Here is a 24,552-nt window from a genome sequence, read left to right on the forward strand (position 1 = left end):
ATTAAATCCTATTCCTATAGGTTTTAAAACACATGCTTCCATTTTTTTTATTTTTTTATTTTGGAATGTCAAGTGTTTAAGTGAGAATTAATGCCTAAAAGGCCAAAGTATAAAAGCCGTGTTTTTCCACTTAATAATAAAGTGAATCAGTGTCAAAAAAATCGCATTAACTATTTTAACGTAATTTAAGTCAGATGTTAGACTATATTTATGCTAATTTGTTTGAGATACCTATTTTATATCATAGCTGTTATTTTAAATTTAACAATCCTTTTAAAGTGGCTTATTCAACATTTATTTTATGACTTAATTCGCTGGTCGGATAAAATAATATTGGGAATTTTTTTTAAAAAAATATCTTTAGCAATATCTCCTTGTTGTTCTATATTATAATCAAAAAAACACTGCTCTTTGCTTAAAATATATGTATAAGGATTGTATAGTCCAAAACTTAAGAAACGTAGGATTTGTAAAACTGCACCAATTAAAAGTACATTCATATTTTTTTGATATTGTAGAATATGTGTCATTTCATGAATAAAAACTGCTTGGTAAGCAATCGATTCTTGAGCATAGTCTAATTTAAAATGTAGTTTTGCAATATGAATATTACCTTGGGGAGCCATAAAGACATGTTGAGATTGCCAAGGTAAATAACGCTGATTGATAATTTTGACTTTTTGATAATCAATTAAATTGGCAAATACACTTTGCGCCAATTTAATTTCTCCTGTTGTTAAATGACGACAATTAAACTGATCGAGATTAAGAAATCGTATGAGAAAAGATATTAGAATGGGACTAAAAAAGTAGCGCGACAATTTATTTATATTTCCTAAAGGTTCTAGAGTAATTAATAGATATATTGTAGTTTAAAGATGGCCGAATATTGAAGATGGTTGTTTAATTTTTATGCTTGAATTTCTGGATATCATTGCAGTGGATGATGCCTACTAGAAATAGATAAGTATTATATTTGATTATTGTCACAATTAGAAATATTAATGTGATTTAGTTATTAAATGCTGCTTTGGGATAGTGCAATGAATTTAAAATAATGCTGTTTAGGTGATTCACGATGAGCCATTACTCAATCATGATGGATAATAGATTTTAAGCTTGATGATTGCTGAAAATGATTGAATCATCATAATGAGATATAAAAAACCACCCGATGGGTGGTTTTTTATCCAACTTAATATAAATCGAATTAACGATCAATATTACGTTGAGTTTCACCTGTATAAAGTTGGCGTGGACGACCAATTTTATAAGGACCGCTATGCATTTCTAACCAGTGGCTGATCCAACCAACAGTACGTGCAAGCGCAAAGATTACGGTAAACATTTCTGTTGGGATACCAATCGCTTTAAGAATGATACCTGAATAGAAATCTACGTTAGGGTATAGGTTACGTTTGATAAAGTATTCATCAGACAGCGCAATACGTTCAAGTTCCATTGCTAATGCAAGTTGAGGATCGTTGATACCAAGAGCACTCAATACTTCATCACAAGTTTCTTTCATGACTTTAGCGCGTGGGTCGAAGTTTTTATAAACGCGGTGACCGAAGCCCATGAGTTTAACTTCTTTAGTTTTAACTTTTTCCATGAATTCAGCAACATTTTCAACTGTGCCAATTTCATCAAGCATTTTAAGTACAGCTTCGTTTGCACCACCGTGAGCTGGACCCCAAAGTGCTGAGATACCTGCAGCGATACATGCATAAGGGTTAGCGCCAGTAGAGCCTGCTAAACGTACTGTTGATGTTGATGCGTTTTGCTCATGGTCTGCATGAAGTGTGAAGATACGATCCATTGCTTTAGCAAGAATAGGATCTACTTTGTAGTCACGGTCTGCAGGAGTAGCAAACATCATGTAGAGGAAGTTTTCAGCGTAGCTTAAGTCATTACGTGGGTAAACGAACGGTTGACCAACAGTATATTTGTAGCTCCAAGCCGCTAAAGTTGGAATTTTTGCAATTAAACGAATTGCAGTAATTTCGCGATGATCAACGTTTTCAATATCTAAATTATTATGATAGAACGCAGATAATGCACCAACAACACCCACCATGATTGCCATAGGGTGAGCATCACGACGGAAACCATTATAGAAACGGCTAACTTGGTCGTGAACCATAGTATGGTTGCGAACTTTTGAATCAAAATCTGCTTTTTGTTCAGCAGTTGGAAGTTCACCATTTAGCAATAGGTAACAGGTTTCTAAGTAATCTGCTTTTGTTGCCAATTGATCAATTGGATAACCGCGGTGTAAAAGAACACCTTTACCGCCATCAATGAACGTGATTTTAGATTCACATGATGCTGTAGCCATAAAACCAGGATCAAAAGTAAAGTGACCTGCAGCCAACACATCCTTAACGTCGATTACATCTGGGCCCAAGGTGCCGCTGTAAATTGGTAATTCAATTTCTTTGCCATCAAGCTGTAAAACGGCTTTTTTGCCAGTTGCTTCAGACATTCAATAGATCTCCTGTCCTGGTGAATGTTGATCCAGTTTAGGGTGTTTATCTTGTAATCCCTTAAACTGGAGGTTCAAAAATTTGCTATAAGATTAGTAGTTACTGAAATTTTGTCAATTATACTTATGGATAAAAAGTGACAATTACATTAAGTCTTAGTCAAAAAATATTCGTATAAAAACTGAATAAAATCACAGTATCAGCGAACTATCATAAGTCAAATTTATGCAGAGTTGCAGAAAAAATTCACTTTTTAAACTTAATTGTAAGCAATTTTAAATTGTATTTATTAGAAAAATGTAGCAACTGTAAATGACATTTATAACTAAATTATTATATTTTTCGTAACTTACATGACATTTTAGGTTGATTTTATTTAAGATGAGTGAAGTGAAAACAGACTTAAAACTATTTTTTTATGAAATTGTTTGTTTAAAAAAAATGCAAACACGTTGTGTGTAATTTATACAATCATGGTTATGTTGTTGTAGATATTTCCTTTTTTGTATAAAAAACATCTGGATATATTTAAAATACTGGCTAAATATTGTTGTTGTTGGCCTTTTTTCAGCCGAGCAGTGGTTGTATTAATAATAGTTAATATAAATAGTAATTATTTATTTTTAAAATAATGTCTGGTAAATATATGCAATATGTATGACAACATTAAAAATAAAAGGTAGAAAAATTGTTCGGCTTTAGTCGTAAATTGTTAATTGATAAAAAAGCCAGTATAGGACGCTAAAAAAACTTTTTTCCATTTAAAAACAATTGATTATTTATACAATGACATATTTTAAGCATATTTTTTACATTATTTAAGTTGTAAATGATTCTTATTTGATATTTTTTTTATAAAAAAGCAGCGAGCTGCTGTTTGTATTTTAATAGTTGTCGTCTTATAATTCAGTGTCTTTTTGAATTTAGGCAAAAGCTTGCCTAACAATGCCAGCTTTCCTTCGAACTAATTCCAACAAACTCCGGATGGAGTTTTTACTTACAGGATGCCCGCTGTGAAAAGCAACAGACCTGTCAATTTGTCCATGGGTCAAGTTTTAGATGTAAACTTAAAATCCCCTGTGGCTATTGCATCAATTTTACACCGTCTATCAGGTGTCATCGTATTTTTACTCGTACCGGTACTTTTATGGATTTTGGACAAGTCATTGTCTTCTCCTGAAGGCTTTGCACAAGTACAAGCTATTTTTGATAGCTTTATTGTTCGTTTCATTGTATGGGTATTTGTAGCCGGCTTGATCTATCACTTCATCGCAGGTGTTAAGCATTTACTCGCTGACCTTGGTGTTGCAGAAGAGCTACAAAGTGGTCGTGTGGCAGCTACTATTTCATTGATCTTGTCTGCGATTGGTATTGTCGCAGCATTTGTATGGATTGTTCTCTAATGAAAAGTGCTACAGGTTTAACAGGTTCAGGTTCTCGTGATTGGTATATCCAACGCTTAAGTGCTGTTGTCTTGGCTGTTTATACCGTTATTGTCTTTGGTTGGGTCCTTTGCAATGGCGGCTTTAACTATGAGCAGTGGTACGGCTTTATGATGACATTACCAATGAAGATTTTATCTTTATTGGCAGTCTTATCTCTTGTAGTACATGCATGGATTGGTATGTGGCAAGTATTCACGGATTATGTGACTACACGTCAAATGGGTCCATCCGCTACAGGATTACGCCTTGTACTAACATCAGCAGTGATTGTTGCTGTATTTGCATACGCAATCTGGGCTATCCAGATTTTTTGGGCAAATTGATAGGAAAAGATCATGGGCGCTATAACCCCTAAAGAAGATTACACAAATATTCCGCATGAAACTTTCGATGCTGTCATCGTTGGTGGTGGTGGTTCAGGTATGCGCGCATCTTACCAGCTTGCTCAAGCAGGTCTAAAAGTTGCGGTATTAACCAAAGTATTCCCAACACGTTCACACACTGTTGCAGCGCAAGGTGGTATTGGTGCATCTCTTGGTAATATGCAAGATGATAACTGGCACTACCATTTTTATGACACTGTAAAAGGTTCGGATTGGTTAGGTGACCAAGATGCAATCGAGTTTATGACTCGTGAAGCGCCTCAAGTTGTGTATGAATTAGAACACCTTGGTATGCCTTTTGACCGTAACGCAGATGGAACAATTTATCAGCGTCCATTTGGTGGTCACTCTGCAAACTATGGCGAAAAAGCTGTTCCACGTGCATGTGCTGCTGCCGATCGTACAGGCCATGCGTTACTTCATACGCTTTATCAAAGCAACGTGAAGATGGGAACACAATTCTTCGTTGAGTGGATTGCACTTGATTTAATCCGCAATGAAGCTGGTGATGTGCTCGGTGTAACGGCGATTGATCAAGAAACTGGTAAAATTGCTGTATTCCAGGCAAAGGCAACTTTATTTGCTACTGGTGGTGCAGGTCGTGTTTATCGTGCATCTACTAATGCGTATATTAATACTGGTGACGGTCTTGGTATGGCAGCGCGTGCAGGTATTCCATTACAAGATATGGAATTCTGGCAGTTCCACCCTACAGGTGTTGCGGGCGCAGGCGTATTGTTGACAGAGGGTTGTCGTGGTGAGGGTGCAATCCTTCGTAACAAAGATGGCGAACCATTTATGGAACGCTATGCACCAACGTTAAAAGATTTAGCACCGCGTGACTTTGTCTCTCGTTCTATGGACCAAGAGATTAAAGAAGGCCGTGGTTGTGGTCCTAAAGGTGATTATATCCTACTCGATATGACACACTTAGGTGCTGATACGATTATGAAGCGTTTACCATCTGTATTCGAGATTGGTAAAAAATTCGCGAACGTTGATATCACTAAAGAGCCAATTCCTGTAGTACCAACTATTCATTACCAAATGGGTGGTATTCCAACTAATATTCATGGTCAAGTTGTTGTTCCAGAAGGTCAAGAGACTGTGGTTCTGGAAGCGAATTACCATAAAGAAACAGATACTTATACAATAAATACTGATCGTAATTTTACAAAGCCTATCAAAGGATTGTATGCGATTGGTGAATGTTCATGTGTATCTGTGCATGGTGCAAACCGTTTAGGAACCAACTCATTACTTGACTTGGTTGTTTTCGGTAAAGCTGCTGGTGAACATATTATTGATTATGTGACTAAACATCACGGTGATGAATACGCGCCACTTCCAGCCAATGTACTTGAGCAAACTATTGCGCGTGTACGCAAGCTAGATGAATCTACCTCTGGTGAAAATGCACAAGAAGTAGCAGACGCTATTCGTGATATCGTTCAGGATCATGCTGGTGTATTCCGTACTTCAGCACTTCTTGATGAAGGTGTGAAGCAGATTCTTGCAATTGAACCTCGTGTGCGTAATATCCACTTGAAAGATAAGTCTAAGGTATTTAATACTGCACGTATTGAAGCATTGGAAGTTGAAAACTTATACGAAGTGGCAAAAGCAACATTGATTTCAGCGGCTGCGCGTAAAGAATGTCGTGGGGCGCATACGGTTGTAGATTTTGAGTTGCCACCAGATCACCCATCTTACCCATATGGTCGTCGTGACGATGAGTGGATGAAGCATACGTTATGGTACTCAGCAGATAATCATCTTGAGTATAAACCAGTGCGTTATAAGCCATTATCGGTTGATGCAATTCCACCTAAACCACGTACATTCTAATCAGGGAGAATTAAGATGAGTAGAGGTACTCGTACATTTCATATCTACCGCTATGATCCTGATAAGGATAAAGCACCATATATGCAAACCTTTAAGCTTGAGTTAACAGATAAGCACCGTATGTTGCTTGATGCGCTTTTGGCTTTAAAGGTACAAGATGAATCATTAACATTCCGTCGTTCATGCCGTGAAGGTATTTGTGGTTCAGATGGCGTTAATATTAATGGTAAAAATGGTTTAGCATGTCTTTGGAATCTTAACGATTTACCAAATGAAATTACCATTCGTCCATTACCTGGTTTGCCAGTGATTAAAGATTTGGTTGTGGATATGAATCAATTCTACGATCAGTATGATAAGATTCAGCCATTCTTGATTAATAATCAACCAGCACCACCAAAAGAGCGTTTACAGTCTCCAGAAGAGCGTGAGCACTTAGATGGTCTGTATGAGTGTATTTTATGTGCATGTTGTTCAACATCATGTCCATCATTCTGGTGGAACCCGGATAAATTCTTAGGTCCATCAGCGTTATTAAATGCATATCGCTTTATTATTGACTCTCGTGATACAGCGACTCAAGAGCGTTTATCACGCCTTGATGATCCGTTCTCATTGTTCCGTTGTAAAGGTATTATGAACTGCGTATCAGTATGTCCTAAAGGCTTGAATCCAACCAAAGCAATTGGTCACATTCGTGGTATGTTGTTAGATATGGCGGGCTAAACGCGTATTGAGCTCGTGTTAAAAAGCACACTTCGGTGTGCTTTTTTTATGCTTAAGTATAGGGATGGTTGCATTGATAGATAGAATATAAATATCGTCATTTGACAACAGGATTTTGGTGATTGCGTTTTATGGCACCATGTGGGCGATGATTGTTGTGTTGGTTACTATCTATAAGTTGTAGCAGTGGTATAAATATAAACCATTTGATCGCGAAGTATTATTGCTTTTATTTGGTGTTTGTAATTGATTGGATATGCTGTTGGATGTGATTGTTTGTTTTTATCTTATTGTATTTTATTGTTTTAATTTTTTTATGCAAACTTATTATGCCTTGGGCATAAATTAGGGTGATCTTGTTAAGTTTGTATGTATAAATGTGAAGTTGCTGTAAGCGATGGTGCATAGTGATTAAAATAGAAGCGTTTAGAGCGTTGTGATGGATTAAAACGCTTTGAATCTACATTAATTTATTTTAGATGACTGGAAATTTGTTTAATCGCCTCCATTGAATTAAGTAAGACCATGGTGGCATATCAATATTTTGCTGTTTTATGGAAAGTATTTGTGAAAAAAAATTATTGGAGACGCTGACTTCATGTTAAACTTTACAGCATCATTATATTAAAAAAAAGAGCAGATTGGCTGCTGTTTTTTTAAGCATTTTTGCTGTTGGGTAATTGGTTTTAAGTCAATTTAAAAAAATAAGTCATGAGATTATTTTTTTAAGTCGATTTGCAAAAAATTGCTCGGTTTTTTCCGAGTATTGGTGAGTGATGATGCCGCTGAGGGCGTTATGATTCATTATATACATTGGAGTTTCTCTAATGTAGGGATAACGCCCCAAGGCTATGCCTAATGGGGAATAATGTCATGCTATCAATTTGACATTACTAATCATGGGTTTTGCTTATAAAGCATCCTGAAAATGTTTTTGCAATAGGAAATGGGTCCAAAAATGCAAGAAGTTACTGACGCATTGCGTCTTGACACTGAGCTTTCCGCTGATAGTGCAGCGTATATTGAAGAGCTTTATGAGCAGTATTTAACGGCTCCAGAATCAGTTGGAGAAGATTGGCGTAAATACTTCGATAAATTCCCTAAAGGGGATCAACCTCACAGCAATGTACGTGAGCAGTTCTTGTTATTAGGACGTAACTCTAATCGTATTCAACCAATCGTTCAAGGCGAAGTCAGTTCTGAACATGAACGTCGTCAAATTGGCGTATTACAGTTGATTTCTGCTTACCGTAATCGTGGACACCAAAAAGCAAAACTGGATCCATTGGGTTTAGCAAAACGTGAAGATGTTCCTGATTTAGATATTTCGGCACATGGTTTAACCAAATCTGATCTAGATACCGTATTTAATGTCGGTAATTTAGCGATTGGTAAAACTGAAACCACTTTAGCTGAAATGGTGAATGCAATGGAGTCAATCTATTGCTCATCGATTGGCGCTGAATATATGCATATCGTAGACACCAAAGAGAGACGTTGGATTCAGCAACGTTTAGAAGGTGCGCTCGGTAAATTTACTTTTAGTGCAGAACAAAAGAAACACTTCTTGGAGCGTTTAACGGCTGCAGAAGGTTTAGAAAAATATTTAGGTAATAAATACGTTGGTGCAAAACGCTTTGGTATTGAAGGTGGTGAAGCCTTTATTCCGATGGTGAATGAAATTATCCAGCGTGCAGGTACAGTGGGTTGTAAAGAAGTCGTTATCGGTATGCCACACCGTGGCCGTTTAAACCTTCTTGTTAATATCATGGGTAAAAACCCAGCAGATCTTTTTGGTGAATTTGAAGGTAAATCTTTAACCAAAAAAGGTTCTGGTGATGTGAAATACCACCAAGGTTTTTCATCTAACGTGATGACTGCTGGTGGTGAAGTTCATTTGGCTTTAGCATTTAACCCATCTCATCTTGAAATTGTTGGGCCGGTGGTTGAAGGTTCTGTACGCGCACGTCAAGTACGTCGTAGAGATATTGGTGGTGATGATGTACTGCCTGTTATTGTTCATGGTGATGCTGCATTCTCTGGTCAAGGTGTGAACCAAGAAACCTTCCAAATGTCACAAACACGTGGTTATACGGTAGGTGGTACAGTACATATCGTTGTCAATAACCAAGTCGGTTTTACGACATCTGATCCACGTGATGCACGTTCTACAGAATACTGTACTGATATCGCGAAAATGGTTCAGGCACCGGTATTTCATGTCAATGGCGATGATCCTGAAGCAGTAATCTTTATCACGCAATTGGCACATGATTTCCGTCATACTTTCCGTAAAGACGTGGTCATTGATTTGTTCTGTTATCGTCGTCGTGGTCATAACGAGGCTGACGAACCTGCAGCAACTCAGCCATTGATGTACCAAGTGATCAATAAAAAAACCACAACACGTGCATTGTATGCAGATAAGTTGGTTCAAGAAGGTGTGATTGATCGTGCTACTGCAGATCAAATGATTGAAGACTATCGTGCTGATCTTGAAGCAGGTCATCATGTTGCCAATGCATTGGTCCTTGAACCAAATACCAAAATGTTTGTGGATTGGGCACCATATTTAGGTCATGAATATACTGATATTTGGGATACGACTTTCCCGATCGAGCGTTTAAAAGAGCTTGGTGAAGGCATGCGCAAACTTCCTGAAGGTTTTGTGATGCAGCGTCAAGTTGCTAAAGTGATTGATGATCGCTTTAAGATGCAAACAGGTGAAATGCCGCTTAACTGGGGTGCTGCAGAAACTTTAGCTTATGCAACATTACTCGACGAAGGTTATTTGGTTCGTATTACCGGTGAAGATGTTGGTCGTGGTACGTTCTCTCATCGTCATGCAAAATTACATAACCAAGTTGATGGCGAAACGTATATTCCGCTTTGTCATGTAAAAGAAAATCAGCCACGTTTTGCTTTATATGATTCATTATTATCAGAAATGGCAGTATTGGCATTTGAATATGGTTATGCCACTACAATCCCACACGGTTTGATTATTTGGGAAGCTCAGTTTGGTGACTTCTCGAACTGTGCTCAAGTGGTGATTGATCAGTTTATTGCCTCTGGTGAAACCAAATGGGAGCGCGTATGTGGTTTAACGATGCTTCTTCCTCATGGTTTTGAGGGTCAAGGACCTGAACATTCGTCAGCACGTTTAGAGCGTTATTTACAATTATGTGCTGAAGAGAATATGCAGGTTATTACCCCAACTACACCTGCACAGATTTATCATGTGTTACGTCGTCAAGCTATCCGCCCAATTCGTAAACCATTGATTGTTATGTCGCCTAAGTCATTACTTCGTCATAAATTAGCGACATCTACTTTGGATGAGTTGGCAACAGGTACTTTCCAAACTGTCATTAATGAAGTGGATGCAATCAATCCTGCAGAAGTGACACGTCTGGTTTTATGTGGCGGTAAAGTCTATTACGACCTACTTGAAAAACGTCGTGAACAAGATCTGAAACATATCGCAATTGTTCGTATTGAACAGTTATATCCATATCCAGAACAACGTCTTGCTGAAGTTCTCGCTTCTTATCCAAACTTGAAAGAACTGGTTTGGGCTCAAGAAGAACCGAAAAACCAAGGTGCGTGGTTATTTATTGCACCTCAACTTTATAACACTGTTGAAAAAGCAGATAAGCAATTACGTATTAGCTATGCAGGTCGTGATGCTTCTGCTGCACCTGCATGTGGTTCACCATATTTGCATGCAAAACAACAAGCTCAGCTCGTAAATGATGCTTTAGCGATCGTAGCTGAATAACAGGAGAGTCTTAAGAATGGCAACCGAAATTAAAGCACCGGTGTTCCCAGAGTCAGTTGCTGACGGAACAATTGCAACTTGGCACAAACAACCAGGTGAAGCAGTATCACGTGATGAAGTGATTTGTGATATTGAAACTGACAAAGTTGTTTTGGAAGTTGTAGCTCCTGCTGATGGTACAATTGCATCTATCATTAAAAATGAAGGTGATACAGTACTTTCTGCTGAAGTAATTGCACAATTTGAAGCAGGTGCTGTTTCTGGTGCAGCTCAAACTCAAGCAGTTCAATCTGAAGCTAAAGTTGAGCAAGCGGCTGCACAAACTGAAGCAGGTGCTGCACCTGTTGTTGAGCGTGCACAAGCAGTGACCGATCAAGCTCCTGCGGTACGTAAAGCATTAACTGAATCTGGTATCGCAGCAGCAGATGTTGCAGGTACAGGCCGTGGTGGTCGTATTACTAAAGAAGACGTTGCAAATCATCAAGCAAAACCTGCTGTAGCACCTTTAAGTGTTGCTGTGGGTGAGCGTATTGAAAAACGTGTACCAATGACACGTCTTCGTAAACGTGTAGCTGAACGTTTACTTGCTGCAACCCAAGAAACAGCAATGTTAACGACGTTTAACGAAGTGAATATGAAGCCAATCATGGAAATGCGTGCACAATATAAAGACGCATTTGAAAAACGTCATGGTGCACGTCTTGGCTTTATGTCCTTTTTTGTTAAAGCAGCAACAGAAGCACTTAAACGCTATCCTGCTGTAAATGCATCGATTGATGGTGATGATATCGTTTATCATGGTTTTTATGATATCGGTGTTGCTGTATCTTCTGATCGTGGTCTAGTTGTACCTGTATTACGTGATACAGATCGTATGAACTATGCTGAAGTTGAAAATGGTATTCGTGCTTACGCAGGTAAAGCACGTGAAGGTAAACTTTCAATTGAAGATATGACAGGCGGTACATTCACGATTACCAATGGTGGTACTTTCGGTTCATTACTTTCAACCCCAATTTTAAATACACCACAAACTGCAATTTTGGGTATGCATAAAATCCAAGATCGTCCGATGGCAGTGAATGGACAAGTTGAAATTTTGCCAATGATGTATTTGGCACTTTCTTATGATCATCGTCTTATTGATGGTAAAGAAGCTGTTGGTTTCTTAGTAACAATTAAAGAATTGTTAGAAGAACCGGCTCGACTTATTCTTGACCTTTAATATTACAAAATAAACTACGGGCTTAGAGTGATCCTCTAGGCTCGTTTTTGGAGATACAGATGTCTCAACAATTTGATCTAGTTGTTATTGGTGGTGGTCCAGGTGGTTATGAAGCTGCAATTCGTGCGGCTCAGCTTGGCTATAAAGTTGCATGTATTGAGAAACGCATTCATAAAGGTAAACCTTCTTTGGGTGGTACATGCTTGAACGTCGGTTGTATCCCATCTAAAGCCTTATTGGATTCTTCTCATCGTTATGAAGATACAGTGCATCACTTGGCTGATCACGGTATTACCACAGGTGAAGTAAATTTTGATCTTGCAAAATTACTTGCACGTAAAGACAAAGTGGTTGATCAGTTGACGGGTGGTGTTGCTCAATTACTTAAAGGTAATGGAATTGAGTGGTTGCAAGGTACAGGCAAGCTACTTGCAGGCAAAAAAGTTGAATTCACACCATTCGAAGGTGATGTTCAAATTTTAGAACCGAAATACGTGATTCTTGCAACAGGTTCTGTACCTGTTAATATTCCAGTTGCTCCTGTTGATGAAGACCTGATTGTCGATTCTACTGGTGCTCTAGAATTCCCAGAAGTACCTAAGCGTTTAGGTGTGATTGGTGCAGGTGTTATTGGTCTTGAACTCGGTTCGGTATGGCGTCGTTTAGGTGCTGAAGTTGTTGTTTTTGAAGCAGTGGATGCATTTTTACCAATCGCAGATAAAGCATTAGCAAAAGAATATCAAAAAATCTTAACCAAACAAGGCTTGGATATCCGTGTAGGCGCTAAAGTTGCTGGTACGGAAATTAATGGTCGTGAAGTGACTGTTAAATATACCCAAGGTGGTGAAGAAAAATCACAAACATTTGATAAAGTGATTGTGTGTGTAGGCCGTCGTGCTTATGCAGAAGGTTTATTGGCTGAAGATTCAGGCATTAAATTGACAGAACGTGGTCTAGTTGACGTAAATGATTGGTGTGCAACATCTGTCGATGGTGTATATGCAATTGGTGACTTAGTTCGTGGTCCTATGCTTGCGCATAAAGCCATGGAAGAAGGCGTAATGGCTGTTGAGCGTATTCATGGTCATGCTGCGCAAGTAAATTACGACACTATTATTTCTGTAATTTATACACATCCAGAAGCGGCTTGGGTTGGTTTAACTGAAGAGCAAGCTAAAGAAAAAGGCTATGATGTTAAAACGGGTCAATTCCCATTTGCAGTCAATGGTCGTGCTTTAGCAGCAAATGAAGCAGCTGGTTTTGTTAAATTTGTAGCAGATGCTAAAACAGATCGTTTACTGGGTATGCATGTCATTGGTCCTGGTGCTTCTGATATTGTACACCAAGGTATGATCGCATTAGAGTTCGTTTCTTCTGTTGAAGACTTACAGTTAATGACATTTGGTCATCCAACCTATTCTGAAGTGGTACATGAAGCCGCTTTAGCTGTTGATGGTCGTGCCATTCACGCGATTCAGCGTAAACGTAAGTAAGTTGATTAAAAGAGCGGTTTTGACCGCTCTTTTTTATTTAAATGATTAATAATAATTGATAGATCATTTAGTCATAAAAGTATAAATTCTATAAATACAAAGCTTATTGTAATGGACGCTTAAGTTTTGTTGGTAAATAACAACGTGAAAAGTAGTAAAAGGTATAGAAATGAATCTACACGAATATCAAGCAAAAGCGTTATTAAAAAAATATGGTATGCCAGTTCAAGAAGGCATTTTAATTCAAACACCTAAAGAAGCAGCAACTGCATTTGATCAGATTGGTGGTCACTGTGCTGTGATGAAGGTACAAGTGCATGCTGGTGGTCGTGGTAAGGCTGGTGGCGTTAAGGTTGTAAAATCAAAAGACGAAGCAACCGAATATGCAAAAAAAATGTTGGGTTCACGTTTAGTTACTTATCAAACAGATAGTTATGGACAGCCAATTCATAGTATTTTGGTCTGCGAAGATGTTTATCCTGTAGCGCGTGAGCTGTACTTGGGTGCTGTTGTAGATCGCTCTAGTCGTCGTGTTACTTTTATGGCTTCGACTGAAGGTGGTGTAGAAATTGAAAAAGTCGCTGAAGAAACACCTGAAAAAATTATTAAAGTAGAAGTTGATCCTTTAGTTGGTTTATTACCATTCCAAGCACGTGATGTGGCATTTAAGCTGGGTTTAAAAGATAAACAAATTAGTCAATTTGTTACTTTGATGACCGGTGCATATCGTGCATTTATTGAAAATGATTTTGCATTATTTGAAATTAATCCATTATCAGTACGGGAAAATGGCGATATTCTTTGTGTTGATGCAAAAGTAAGTATTGATTCGAATGCATTATATCGACTGCCTGAAATTGCAGCGATGCGAGATAAATCTCAGGAAAATGAACGTGAATTAAAAGCATCTGAATTTGATCTAAATTATGTTGCATTAGACGGTAATATTGGTTGTATGGTCAATGGTGCTGGTTTGGCAATGGCAACGATGGATATTATTAAGCTTTATGGTGGTCAGCCAGCAAACTTTCTTGATGTTGGGGGAGGTGCGACCAAAGATCGTGTGATTGAAGCCTTTAAAATTATTTTATCCGATAGCTCTGTACAAGGTGTGCTCATTAATATTTTTGGTGGGATTGTACGTTGTGACATGATTGCAGAGGCCATTATTGCTGCAGTTCAAGAGGTCAATGTCACTGTGCCGGTAGTGGTGCGTTTAGAAGGGAATAATTCTGAACTTGGGGCCAAATTATTAGATGAATCTGGTTTGACTTTGATTTCTGCAGTTGGGCTTGCGGATGCCGCAGAAAAAATTGTTGCTGCAGTACAAGCTTAAGGAGTATCACATGAGCGTATTAGTAAATAAAAATACAAAAGTTTTAGTACAAGGTTTTACTGGAAAAAATGGTACTTTTCATTCTGAGCAGGCGATTGCTTACGGTACCAAAGTCGTGGGTGGTGTGACACCAGGTAAAGGTGGAACACAGCATTTAGATTTACCTGTATTTAATACCATGCGTGAGGCCGTACAGGAAACAGGTGCTAATGCAACTTCAATTTATGTACCAGCACCATTTGTATTGGATTCTATTGTTGAGGCAGTAGATTCAGGTATTGAGCTGATTGTGGTGATTACTGAAGGTGTACCAACGCTGGATATGTTAAAAGCCAAACGTTATTTAGAAACGAATGGTCATGGCGCTCGGCTGATTGGGCCAAATTGTCCGGGTATTATTACCCCTGGAGAATGCAAAATTGGGATTATGCCAGGACATATTCATCAACCTGGGCGTATTGGTGTTATTTCACGTTCAGGTACACTGACCTATGAAGCGGTTGCACAAACGACCAAATTAGGTTTGGGACAATCGACCTGTATTGGTATTGGTGGTGATCCTATTCCTGGAATGAACCAAATTGACTGTTTAAAACTATTTCAAGAAGATCCGCAAACCGATGCGATTATCATGATTGGTGAAATTGGTGGTACAGCAGAAGAAGAGGCTGCAGAGTATATTCAGTCATGTGTGACCAAGCCTGTGGTTGGCTATATCGCAGGTGTGACAGCGCCGAAAGGTAAGCGAATGGGGCATGCTGGTGCAATTATTTCAGGTGGTAAAGGAACGGCTGAAGAAAAATTCCGTGCATTTGAAAAAGCAGGTATTGCTTATACACGTAGTCCAGCAGAACTTGGATCAACCATGTATGCCTTGTTAACAGAAAAAGCGATGTTGTAACGCTTGATCTTGATGATGATCGCGTAAGCGTGAAACGCAGGTAAAGTCTCAATGATAGACTTTACCTGCATACTGGTCGTTAAAAATGAAATACGCCTAAACCTGATTTAACTTCATCTAAAGTCTGTTGGGTAATATCACGACAACGTTCTGTACCTGCTTTAAGAATATCCATAATATAATCAGGATCTTTTGCTAGTTCGATACGACGTTCGCGAATAGGGCCAATCAGCTCTTTAAGTACAGCTTCAAGACGTTTTTTAACAGTGCCATCACCTAAACCACCGCGGCGATAATGTGCTTTCAGTTCTTCAACTTCTTCTTTGTTTGGATCAAATGCATCTAGATAAGTAAAGACAATGTTGCCTTCAACTTGACCTGGATCTTCGATACGTAAGTGATTTGGGTCGGTATACATTGCATTGACTGCTTTTTTAATATCTTTATCACTTGCATCTAAAACGATGGTATTGCCGAGTGATTTAGACATTTTTGCTTTACCATCAAAACCAGGAAGACGCCCCATATTGGATAGTAGTGCTTTACATTCTGGTAATAAGTCATGACCGATTTGACGATTTAAACGACGAACAATTTCATTGGTTTGTTCGATCATAGGAATCTGATCTTCACCTACGGGAACAACAGTGGCTTTAAATGCAGTAATATCAGCAGCTTGAGCAACAGGGTAGCATAAGAAACCTGCAGGGATATCACGCTCAAAACCGCGCATTTGAATTTCAGATTTAATGGTTGGGTTGCGCTCTAAACGAGCAACAGTGACAAAATTTAGATACAGCATCGTGAGTTCATTGAGTGCTGGTAAGCAAGATTGAACACAAATGGTGGTTTTGTTTGGATCAATACCGACGGCAAGATAGTCTGTTGCGACTTCAATGATATTGCGACGCACTTTTTCAAAATTATCGGCATTATCGGTGAGTGCTTGTGCATCGGCAAGTAATAGATGCTGATGATGTGAATCTTGTAATCCTACGCGAGAACGTAGAGAGCCAACAAAATGACCAAGGTGAAGTTGTCCTGTAGGACGGTCGCCCGTTAATATGATGGGGCGATGATCTTGAGTACTCATGACGGATTCCAAAAAAGTAGTCTAGGCTACATCGAGCTTTATAGAAAATGATGCTATTGTACGGTATATTTTTTTTTTATGTCAGAACAATAAAATGAGAAAATTATAAAAGTAATTCATTTTATACAAAAAATAAATGAAGCATCTGTCTTTAAAATAGTAAATCATCATGTATTGATATCGATGTACCTTTAATCAATATATGCGCTAAGAATAGAGAAGCCGTGAATAGCCAGAAAGTAAAATAATGTGTGTATGCGAGGTGTATTTGTGAGTGTGGCAATATTCAAACTTGCATATTTTCTGCTGTAGAAATGTTATTTATTCTTCATAAACTTGAAGAAAAAGTATTATGATTTCTGGAATAAGAATATTTCAGTATAGCGTGAGCTATTTAAAATTATTCTCTTGTCTTGTAATTAAAAATGGTCGTGCAATGGGTAGTTTTTTATTTTTACAGATTTTCACCGTTATTTTTGCACTTTCGATCGCAACAACGATTTTTAATAAGCGCGTTCTTGGATTTCCGCAAGCGATTGGTGTTCCTATTGTTTCTGCAATTTTTGTATTTTTATTACAATGGGGTGCCAGTTTATTAAATGGTAATCGTTTTATTAGTATTAATATTAATAATATTGAAGCAGCAGTTAGACATATTGATTTTTATAATTTTTTAATTAATGGTGTGATTTGCTTTATTTTAACTTCATCGGCATTGAAGTTTAAGGTTTCTGATTTAAGAAATTATTGGAAACCAATTGGATTGCTTGCCAGTATTGCTTTAGTCCTCTGTGCTGTGTTTTTTGGTATCGCACTATATGGATTTCAGTTTTTATTAGGACAACATGTTGATCTGTTGGTGCTGCTTTTATTGGGTGCAGCCTTAGGTGCAACGGATCCAATTGGAATTAAAGGGGTATTAAGTTCAGTTAGAGCACCGCATCATCTAATTGTAAAGCTTGAGGGCGAATCGTTATTTAATGATGCAATGTGTATTGCGTTATTTATGACCTTGTTGAATGTTTTAAAAGGTCAACATATTACGGTGCTTGGTGTTTTAGAAACTTTGCTTTATGAAATTGTAGTGGCTGTTATTATTGGCTGGGGAGTCGGTTTTGCTATTTTACGTTTGCTTCGTGGTAAACATGAAATGGAATCACTGATTTTAACTACGGCTTTATTGGCGTGTGGCTCATATTTAATTGCTTTGTTTGCTCATGCTTCAGCACCGATTGCTTGTGTTATTGGTGGATTAATTGTGGGTAATAAGTGGAATGAAATTCTTCAAGAAAAAGAAATTCGGGAGGTCAATCATTTTTGGCATACGGTAGAAGGTATTATCAATTCATTTTTGTTTACGTTAATTGGTCTTGAACTGTTTATTATTGATTTGAGTGTTAAACTGATTTTGGGTGGGATAGTTGCCTTTATTATTTTACATTTAGCACGTTTTGCAGCGAACTTTTTATCATTTTCATTTTTTCCTGTATTTAGAAAGAATAGCTATAACGGTAGCTTGACGATTCTTTCTTGGGGTGGGGTTCGAGGCGGAATTTCCTTGGCCTTGATTTTGGCAGTGGCCAATATTCCTGAGTTGAGTGAGTATAGCGGGATTTTAATTGGTTATACTTTTATTGTGGTGTTGTTATCTGGGTTGGTGTGTGGGCTGGGCTTACCTGCAGTGATGAATGCCTTTTATTATAATCCCAATGAAGAAACTAAAGGGTTTAAGGGCTGGTATCAACGAATGTGCAATAAAATGAATCGGAAAGGATTTAAATATATTGTTGGTGAGGATCATCATGGTAATGAAACCATTACGGTGTATCAACCAGAAACATTAGTAGATCAAAGAACAGAAGATGGTGTGGCTGCAGTACATCATCCAGACAAGGCGCAAAAAGTGAAAAATTTTGAAAATCCTAACAACTTTTAGCATGATTTTATTGAAGGTGCTGGATCATAAAAATAGCAAAAGGAATAATCCTTTTGCTATGTGATTTAAAATTGATGTAACCAATCACGCTTATTATGAAAGTCTGCCTGTGGACTACTATGTTGCATCGCAAAGTAATGTTCGCCTTGCGTTGTTTTAAGTACAGCAGTTAATCCGATAAAGAGATCTGTCCATTTTAGTTTATAGTTCAACATAAACTCAGTGAGGTCAATACTGGCATTTAAACCATAATGGGTTTTTTTAAGTTGATGAAGTTCAATATCATAGGCCGGTTTTGGCGGCATAGTTTCAGGATAACGATATTCTTCAAAATCATAAGCCTGCCAAGCCTGAGATGGAGAGAGGTTGACTTCTCGATAAAAATCTTCGTCCTTTACACCAATAAAAACTTCAAAGCAGGTTTGTTGCCATAAATAATCTAGACGTGGTGATGAGTGAAGTACATCTGGCCATTGTATAAATTGATTAGGATCGCGTAACCAATATCCTACATTTAAAAGATAAGGATTTTGCTGTTCGATCGCTCCCACTAAAGAAATGGATTGAACATCTTTTTTATCGAAAGCGTTAAGTTCGTAACTGGCCATAAAATCAGCTTAATTAGATAAATGAGCGTGTCGAACAAGATTAGATAACTTTTGATTTTGTTTTGCTGCTTTTTTGTAAAGCAATGCAATTTTACCAATGGTTTGTACAATTTCAGCGCCTGATACTTCAGCAATTTGGCTGATTAATGTACTACGTTCAACACGATCTTCACCAGTCACTTTGACTTTAATTAGTTCGTGATCATTGAGGGCACGTGCCAATTCTTCAATGACGCTCTCAGATAAGCCTTTATCACCCACCATGACTACTGGATTTAGCGCATGTCCAATTTGACGTAAACGTTTACGCTCTTGAATAGATAAAGCCGCCATATAAAATACCTAATTTTAAAAACAGCTCAGTATAGCAAAAGGCAAGGTTAAGCGCTGTAAAAACTGTACAAATATTCTATGCAATTTATTGCAAAAAAATATGATTAAAAGACGTGATTTAGATACACATGTATACTGCATCTATAAACTTTTTCACGTACAATGAATACCAAGAAAATTAATGTTTAGAGATTTATGGCAACACGCATTACCAACCAAAAGTTATCAAAAAGTAGTCGTGCGTGGATGAGAGAGCATTTAGATGACCCTTTTGTAAAAAAAGCGCAAAAAGAGGGTTATCGCGCACGTGCCGCTTATAAACTACTTGAAATCCAAGAAAAATATAAAATTATCAGACCTGGTATGACCGTGGTTGATTTAGGTGCTGCACCAGGGAGTTGGTCACAAATTGCCGGCAAATTAGTCGGTGATAAAGGTTTGGTGATTGCTTCGGATATTCTAGAAATGGATGCTCTTCCCGATGTGACTTTTTTACAAGGTGATTTTCGAGAGGAAGAAGTTTTCGAAAAATTGTTAAATATTTTAAATGGACGCAAAGTTGATGTTGTAATTTCAGATATGGCCCCCAATACATCAGGTAATAGGGCTGTAGATCAACCTCGTCAAATTTATTTATGTGAACTTGCTTTAGACTTTGCGCAACGAGTATTGGGTCCAAATGGTCAATTTGTTGTAAAAGTTTTTCAGGGCTCTGGATTTGATGAATTTCGCAAGCAGGTTGTTGATAGCTTTGATATATTAAAGACTGCAAAACCGGCTGCTTCACGTGCGCGTTCTAAAGAGGTTTTTCTTATAGGACAAGGGCGTAAAAAAGCTTCTAAGTAAAAAGTTTACTTGCCAAGTCGTTAAAAATTGTGCATGTTGTATTTTTTTAATGATTTTGATAGCTGATCTTCAGCTTAATTGGAAACAAAGGTCACCCATTGAGGGCATGATCAAATTAGATTGATATGGGAATAAAGCTTTGAGCGATCTCTTCAAGAATGCCGTATTGTGGCTCATTATACTTGGTGTACTGATACTTATTTTCAGTAACATCAATGGCAGTGATAAGCCGACATCAATGAACTACTCTGAGTTTGTTGCTGCGGTGAATGCTGGTCAAATTAAAAAAGTTACAATCGATGGCGAAAGAATTAGTGGTGAAAAAGCAAATGGCTCACCATTTGAAAGTATTCGTCCGGCTGTTCAAGATCCTGAACTGATGCCGAGCCTCATAAAAAATCATGTAATTGTTGAGGGTACTGCACCGCAACGTCAAGGTTTATTGATGCAACTCCTCATTGCGAGTTTCCCTGTACTTTTAATCATTTTGTTATTCATGTTTTTTATGCGCAACATGGGTGGTGGTGCAGGCGGTAAAAATGGTCCAATGAGCTTTGGTAAGTCGAAAGCAAAAATGCTTTCGGAAGACCAAATTAAAGTGACTTTTACTGATGTAGCGGGTTGTGATGAAGCTAAACAAGAAGTTGTTGAGATTGTTGACTTTTTAAAAGACCCAGCAAAATTTAAACGTTTAGGTGCAACTATTCCTAAAGGTGTATTGATGGTTGGTCCTCCTGGTACAGGTAAGACCTTGTTGGCTAAAGCGATTGCGGGTGAAGCCAAAGTACCATTCTTCAGTATTTCTGGTTCTGACTTCGTGGAAATGTTTGTTGGTGTTGGTGCTTCACGTGTTCGTGATATGTTTGAACAAGCAAAACGTCATGCACCATGTATCATCTTTATCGATGAGATTGATGCGGTAGGGCGTCATCGTGGTTCGGGTACTGGTGGTGGTCATGATGAGCGTGAACAAACATTAAACCAGATGTTGGTTGAAATGGATGGCTTTGAAGGCAACGAAGGTATTATCGTGATTGCAGCGACAAACCGTGCCGATGTACTGGATAAAGCATTGTTGCGTCCGGGACGTTTTGACCGCCAAGTAATGGTTGGTTTGCCTGACATTAAAGGTCGCGAACAAATCTTAAATGTACATTTGAAAAAACTACCGTCGATTACAGGTGTTGATGTTAAAGTTTTAGCACGTGGTACACCTGGTTTTTCTGGTGCACAATTGGCTAACCTTGTGAACGAGGCTGCATTGTTCGCAGCGCGTCGTAACAAGAATACAGTTGATATGCATGATTTTGAAGATGCAAAAGATAAGCTGTATATGGGGCCAGAACGTAAGTCGATGGTACTTCGTGAAGAAGAACGTCGTGCAACAGCATATCATGAGGCTGGGCATGCGATCGTGGCTGAAATACTACCAGGTACGGATCCTGTGCATAAAGTTACCATTATGCCACGTGGTTGGGCATTGGGTGTAACATGGCAATTGCCTGAATTTGATCAGACCAGCAATTATAAAGACAAAATGTTAAACGAATTGTCAATTTTATTTGGTGGGCGTATTGCTGAAGAAGTCTTCATTAATCAAATGTCAACCGGTGCATCAAACGATTTTGAACGTGCAACTAAAATGGCACGTGCGATGGTTACCAAATACGGTATGTCTGATAAGCTTGGCGTGATGGTTTATGAAGATGATTCGCAGCAGTCATTTATGGGCAGTATTGGTAGTCGTACTATTTCAGAGGCAACTCAACAACAAGTAGATGCTGAAGTACGTCGTATTATTGATGAGCAGTATCGTGTTGCACGAGATATCTTGGAAAATAATAAAGATATTGCGCATGCGATGGTTAAAGCATTGTTGGAATGGGAAACCATTGATCGTGAGCAAATTCGCGATATTATGGAAGGACGTGAACCACAACCACCAAAAGTGTATGTTGCTGATCATCCTGTGATTGACGTGACACCTACTGACGCATCAACAACACCACCGCCATTACCATCAGCTTAACTTAAAAACCACCTTCGGGTGGTTTTTTTATGCCTAAAGTAATTGGATGTTTCTATCTAGACCATCCAAATTGAAGTAAGGAAAGTCATTAAAATATATTTTTGTCATGGCTGAACAAGATACAATAACATTAAATTTATGGAGGTCGATTAATAATGCAGTTAGTTGAATTACCTAGAAAAAAAATTAAATGTGGTCGCTTCAGTCTTGATTTGGCTGTACCACATGTCATGGGTATTTTGAATGTGACACCTGATTCATTTAGCGATGGTGGTCAGCATAATCGTGGTATGGCAGCTATTGAGCGTGCATTGCAAATGATGGCTGAAGGTGCAACGATTATTGATATTGGAGGGGAATCTACGCGTCCTGGTGCAGCAGTGGTTGAGATTGATGAAGAAATTAATCGGGTAATTCCTGTTGTAGAGGCGTTGGCGCAGTATGACATTATATTGTCGATTGATACTTCACAGCCGGAAGTCATGCGTGCAGCAGTAAAAGCGGGTGCACATATTTGGAATGATGTACGTGCTTTGACACGACCAAATGCATTGGAAACTGCAGTTGAATTAGATGTGCCTGTTATTATCATGCATATGCGTGGTGAGCCAACAACCATGAATCATTTAGATCAGTATGATCATGTTACTGTAGATGTTATGAATGAGTTGCAACAACGTATAGATGCAGCTGTTACTGCAGGAATTAAAGCAGAAAATATTATTATTGATCCAGGTTTTGGTTTTGCTAAAAATGCACAGCAAAACTTGCAATTGCTGGATCAATTATATCAGTTGAATGACTTAGGTTATCCGATTCTTTCAGGTTTATCTCGTAAGCGTTTTATTGGTGAGGCTTTATTGGGTGCAGATGTTGCAGATCGAGCGGTAGGTTCTGTCGTGGCACATTTGCTGAGTATTCAGCAAGGGGCATCCATTGTACGTGCACATGATGTAAAAGCCATGATGGATGCGATTCGTGTCTGGCGGGCCATGCAGTCATCCGTTGCAAGTGATCACTAGGAAGTGGCGAGTCTAAATGGGTAGAGTAAGTAGAGTAATGTAGCGACTTATTTTTTGATTTATGTCGCAATCATGGCATTTAATTTAAACAGGATAAATCACAGTATTTATCTTGTTTAATATTGGTCTAATAGCGTAATTATGATATAAGCACGTGGTTTTATACAAATTGATTAATAGGTATGTTAGAAGATTTATTGCTGCCAATGTTTGATGATGAATATTACCCAGATATTCTTGTTGCGGAAATTCAGCAACACATTGAACAATTTTCCAAGCATATTGAAAAAAATGTAACTGATTCGGATATTTACCGCATTGCTGATGACACTGTAGCAAAAATTAATGAAATGAAACCTCAGTTCGAGGATTTGGATTCAAGTTTGGATGCTGTTGCTGCAGATTATATTGCGGAAGCGATGATGATGATTGTTCAGGCTTATGGTTATATGGATATTGAAATGGAAGCCTTGGTTTCAAATCGAGCATGGTAATTGTTGTTTAATGATATGGTCATTGGTGCAAATAGGTAGGTAAATGGCACGTATGATATAGATGACGATTATGGAATGATAGCGCGCCTTAAATGGGTTAAAACGAATTCACTATTTGGCATTTATATCATATTATTTATGAAATGATAAAAATATCGTCATTATGATATGTGTATTTTATCAGCTGCTTGCGGCAGAGTGGATAGATTTGGTTTAGTAGATAAGACGAAGTTAAATTTTACATATAAAAAAACCAGCATAATGCTGGATATTTTATTGCACCATCTTTATTTAGACTTAAGATGGTGCCCGAGGCCAGACTCGAACTGGCACGCTTTGTGGGCGGGGGATTTTAAATCCCCTGTGTCTACCGATTTCACCACTCGGGCATGTGCGTCATAATAGAGGAGTAAATAAAGCTTGGCAAGTCTATTTTGAATAGATTGCTTTATTTTCAAGCAAATGAATTTGTTGTGAATAAAAAATATACAAAATATTCAAATTATACATCACCATATAGACAATATTTTTTATAAAGACTGTTGATTGTTGCGGTGTTGGAGTGAA

General features: G+C 38.1%; 19 protein-coding genes and 1 tRNA gene. 14 read left to right on the forward strand and 6 right to left on the reverse strand.

From position 1 onward, the window contains the following. Positions 1–299: 299 nt before the first annotated feature. Both QSG86_RS07695 and gltA read right to left on the reverse strand, forming a co-directional pair. On the reverse strand, positions 300–797 hold the full coding sequence (locus tag QSG86_RS07695; protein WP_317032702.1) for a hypothetical protein: 498 nt from the start codon (positions 795–797) through the stop codon (positions 300–302). 413 nt (positions 798–1,210) lie between these two features. After that, positions 1,211–2,485 carry a citrate synthase gene (gltA, locus tag QSG86_RS07700; protein ID WP_317030949.1) on the reverse strand — a complete coding sequence of 425 codons (1,275 nt, stop codon included), beginning with the start codon at positions 2,483–2,485 and terminating at the stop codon, positions 1,211–1,213. A gap of 1,005 nt (positions 2,486–3,490) precedes the next feature. On the opposite strand from gltA, the gene sdhC reads away from it, so the two are divergent. The 9 genes from sdhC to sucD all read left to right on the forward strand — a co-directional run bounded on the left by sdhC (position 3,491) and on the right by sucD (position 15,624). Further along, a complete protein-coding gene (sdhC, locus tag QSG86_RS07705; RefSeq protein ID WP_317030950.1) occupies positions 3,491–3,889 on the forward strand; it encodes a succinate dehydrogenase, cytochrome b556 subunit in 399 nt (132 codons plus the stop codon). Beyond that, positions 3,889–4,254, forward strand: coding sequence for a succinate dehydrogenase, hydrophobic membrane anchor protein (sdhD, locus tag QSG86_RS07710; protein WP_317030951.1), 366 nt, complete (start codon positions 3,889–3,891; stop codon positions 4,252–4,254). The genes sdhC and sdhD overlap by 1 nt, the downstream gene beginning before the upstream one ends. Positions 4,255–4,266: 12 nt before the next feature. Then, positions 4,267–6,162, forward strand: coding sequence for a succinate dehydrogenase flavoprotein subunit (sdhA, locus tag QSG86_RS07715; RefSeq protein WP_317030952.1), 1,896 nt, complete (start codon positions 4,267–4,269; stop codon positions 6,160–6,162). Between the two features lie 15 nt (positions 6,163–6,177). Continuing rightward, positions 6,178–6,888, forward strand: a complete 711-nt coding sequence (locus tag QSG86_RS07720; protein WP_317030953.1) for a succinate dehydrogenase iron-sulfur subunit — start codon at positions 6,178–6,180, stop codon at positions 6,886–6,888. Between the two features lie 958 nt (positions 6,889–7,846). Then, positions 7,847–10,669 (forward strand): 2-oxoglutarate dehydrogenase E1 component, encoded by a 2,823-nt coding sequence (locus QSG86_RS07725; RefSeq protein ID WP_317030954.1) that lies wholly within the window; start codon positions 7,847–7,849, stop codon positions 10,667–10,669. Between the two features lie 16 nt (positions 10,670–10,685). Continuing rightward, the gene (odhB, locus tag QSG86_RS07730; RefSeq protein WP_317030955.1) at positions 10,686–11,894 is read left to right on the forward strand and encodes a 2-oxoglutarate dehydrogenase complex dihydrolipoyllysine-residue succinyltransferase; all 1,209 of its coding nucleotides are present in this window, start codon (positions 10,686–10,688) and stop codon (positions 11,892–11,894) included. A gap of 59 nt (positions 11,895–11,953) precedes the next feature. Further along, entirely contained in the window at positions 11,954–13,387 is a 1,434-nt protein-coding gene (gene lpdA / locus QSG86_RS07735) for a dihydrolipoyl dehydrogenase (protein WP_317030956.1), read from the forward strand. Positions 13,388–13,556: 169 nt separating this feature from the next. Continuing rightward, a complete protein-coding gene (gene sucC, locus QSG86_RS07740; RefSeq protein ID WP_317030957.1) occupies positions 13,557–14,723 on the forward strand; it encodes an ADP-forming succinate--CoA ligase subunit beta in 1,167 nt (388 codons plus the stop codon). A 10-nt stretch (positions 14,724–14,733) separates the two neighbouring features. Further along, positions 14,734–15,624: a succinate--CoA ligase subunit alpha gene (gene sucD, locus QSG86_RS07745; RefSeq protein ID WP_317030958.1), complete on the forward strand. Its 891-nt coding sequence runs from the start codon at positions 14,734–14,736 to the stop codon at positions 15,622–15,624. Between the two features lie 79 nt (positions 15,625–15,703). On the opposite strand, the gene trpS is transcribed toward sucD, so the two are convergent. Next, entirely contained in the window at positions 15,704–16,717 is a 1,014-nt protein-coding gene (gene trpS, locus QSG86_RS07750; protein ID WP_317030959.1) for a tryptophan--tRNA ligase, read from the reverse strand. 436 nt (positions 16,718–17,153) lie between these two features. Between trpS and QSG86_RS07755 the strand changes: the two genes are divergently transcribed. After that, complete coding sequence (locus QSG86_RS07755; RefSeq protein ID WP_317032703.1) at positions 17,154–18,653, forward strand: cation:proton antiporter; 1,500 nt, start codon at positions 17,154–17,156, stop codon at positions 18,651–18,653. A 65-nt stretch (positions 18,654–18,718) separates the two neighbouring features. On the opposite strand, the gene QSG86_RS07760 is transcribed toward QSG86_RS07755, so the two are convergent. Then, positions 18,719–19,261, reverse strand: a complete 543-nt coding sequence (locus QSG86_RS07760) for a DOMON-like domain-containing protein (protein ID WP_317030960.1) — start codon at positions 19,259–19,261, stop codon at positions 18,719–18,721. Between the two features lie 9 nt (positions 19,262–19,270). Continuing rightward, a complete protein-coding gene (yhbY, locus tag QSG86_RS07765) occupies positions 19,271–19,594 on the reverse strand; it encodes a ribosome assembly RNA-binding protein YhbY (RefSeq protein ID WP_317030961.1) in 324 nt (107 codons plus the stop codon). A 195-nt stretch (positions 19,595–19,789) separates the two neighbouring features. On the opposite strand from yhbY, the gene rlmE reads away from it, so the two are divergent. From rlmE to QSG86_RS07785, 4 genes are all read left to right on the forward strand, one after another. Continuing rightward, positions 19,790–20,440 carry a 23S rRNA (uridine(2552)-2'-O)-methyltransferase RlmE gene (gene rlmE, locus QSG86_RS07770; protein ID WP_317030962.1) on the forward strand — a complete coding sequence of 217 codons (651 nt, stop codon included), beginning with the start codon at positions 19,790–19,792 and terminating at the stop codon, positions 20,438–20,440. 139 nt (positions 20,441–20,579) lie between these two features. Next, positions 20,580–22,469: an ATP-dependent zinc metalloprotease FtsH gene (gene ftsH / locus QSG86_RS07775; protein ID WP_317030963.1), complete on the forward strand. Its 1,890-nt coding sequence runs from the start codon at positions 20,580–20,582 to the stop codon at positions 22,467–22,469. A 155-nt stretch (positions 22,470–22,624) separates the two neighbouring features. Further along, a complete protein-coding gene (gene folP, locus QSG86_RS07780; RefSeq protein WP_317030964.1) occupies positions 22,625–23,491 on the forward strand; it encodes a dihydropteroate synthase in 867 nt (288 codons plus the stop codon). 182 nt (positions 23,492–23,673) lie between these two features. Continuing rightward, complete coding sequence (locus QSG86_RS07785; RefSeq protein WP_317030965.1) at positions 23,674–23,985, forward strand: DUF5713 family protein; 312 nt, start codon at positions 23,674–23,676, stop codon at positions 23,983–23,985. Between the two features lie 303 nt (positions 23,986–24,288). Here QSG86_RS07785 and QSG86_RS07790 read toward each other — a convergent pair. Further along, positions 24,289–24,374 (reverse strand) — tRNA-Leu (locus tag QSG86_RS07790). Positions 24,375–24,552: the final 178 nt, after the last annotated feature.

It is taken from the genome of Acinetobacter sp. SAAs474 (assembly GCF_032823475.1).
Lineage (GTDB): Bacteria > Pseudomonadota > Gammaproteobacteria > Pseudomonadales > Moraxellaceae > Acinetobacter.

Bases quoted from the DNA above. Each gene is read 5' to 3' on its own strand.
- gltA (WP_317030949.1), bottom strand. From the start codon at position 2,485: ATGTCTGAAGCAACTGGCAAAAAAGCCGTTTTACAGCTTGATGGCAAA.
- sdhC (WP_317030950.1), top strand. From the start codon at position 3,491: ATGCCCGCTGTGAAAAGCAACAGACCTGTCAATTTGTCCATGGGTCAA.
- sdhD (WP_317030951.1), top strand. From the start codon at position 3,889: ATGAAAAGTGCTACAGGTTTAACAGGTTCAGGTTCTCGTGATTGGTAT.
- sdhA (WP_317030952.1), top strand. From the start codon at position 4,267: ATGGGCGCTATAACCCCTAAAGAAGATTACACAAATATTCCGCATGAA.
- QSG86_RS07720 (WP_317030953.1), top strand. From the start codon at position 6,178: ATGAGTAGAGGTACTCGTACATTTCATATCTACCGCTATGATCCTGAT.
- QSG86_RS07725 (WP_317030954.1), top strand. From the start codon at position 7,847: ATGCAAGAAGTTACTGACGCATTGCGTCTTGACACTGAGCTTTCCGCT.
- odhB (WP_317030955.1), top strand. From the start codon at position 10,686: ATGGCAACCGAAATTAAAGCACCGGTGTTCCCAGAGTCAGTTGCTGAC.
- lpdA (WP_317030956.1), top strand. From the start codon at position 11,954: ATGTCTCAACAATTTGATCTAGTTGTTATTGGTGGTGGTCCAGGTGGT.
- sucC (WP_317030957.1), top strand. From the start codon at position 13,557: ATGAATCTACACGAATATCAAGCAAAAGCGTTATTAAAAAAATATGGT.
- sucD (WP_317030958.1), top strand. From the start codon at position 14,734: ATGAGCGTATTAGTAAATAAAAATACAAAAGTTTTAGTACAAGGTTTT.
- trpS (WP_317030959.1), bottom strand. From the start codon at position 16,717: ATGAGTACTCAAGATCATCGCCCCATCATATTAACGGGCGACCGTCCT.
- QSG86_RS07755 (WP_317032703.1), top strand. From the start codon at position 17,154: ATGGGTAGTTTTTTATTTTTACAGATTTTCACCGTTATTTTTGCACTT.
- QSG86_RS07760 (WP_317030960.1), bottom strand. From the start codon at position 19,261: ATGGCCAGTTACGAACTTAACGCTTTCGATAAAAAAGATGTTCAATCC.
- yhbY (WP_317030961.1), bottom strand. From the start codon at position 19,594: ATGGCGGCTTTATCTATTCAAGAGCGTAAACGTTTACGTCAAATTGGA.
- rlmE (WP_317030962.1), top strand. From the start codon at position 19,790: ATGGCAACACGCATTACCAACCAAAAGTTATCAAAAAGTAGTCGTGCG.
- folP (WP_317030964.1), top strand. From the start codon at position 22,625: ATGCAGTTAGTTGAATTACCTAGAAAAAAAATTAAATGTGGTCGCTTC.
- QSG86_RS07785 (WP_317030965.1), top strand. From the start codon at position 23,674: ATGTTAGAAGATTTATTGCTGCCAATGTTTGATGATGAATATTACCCA.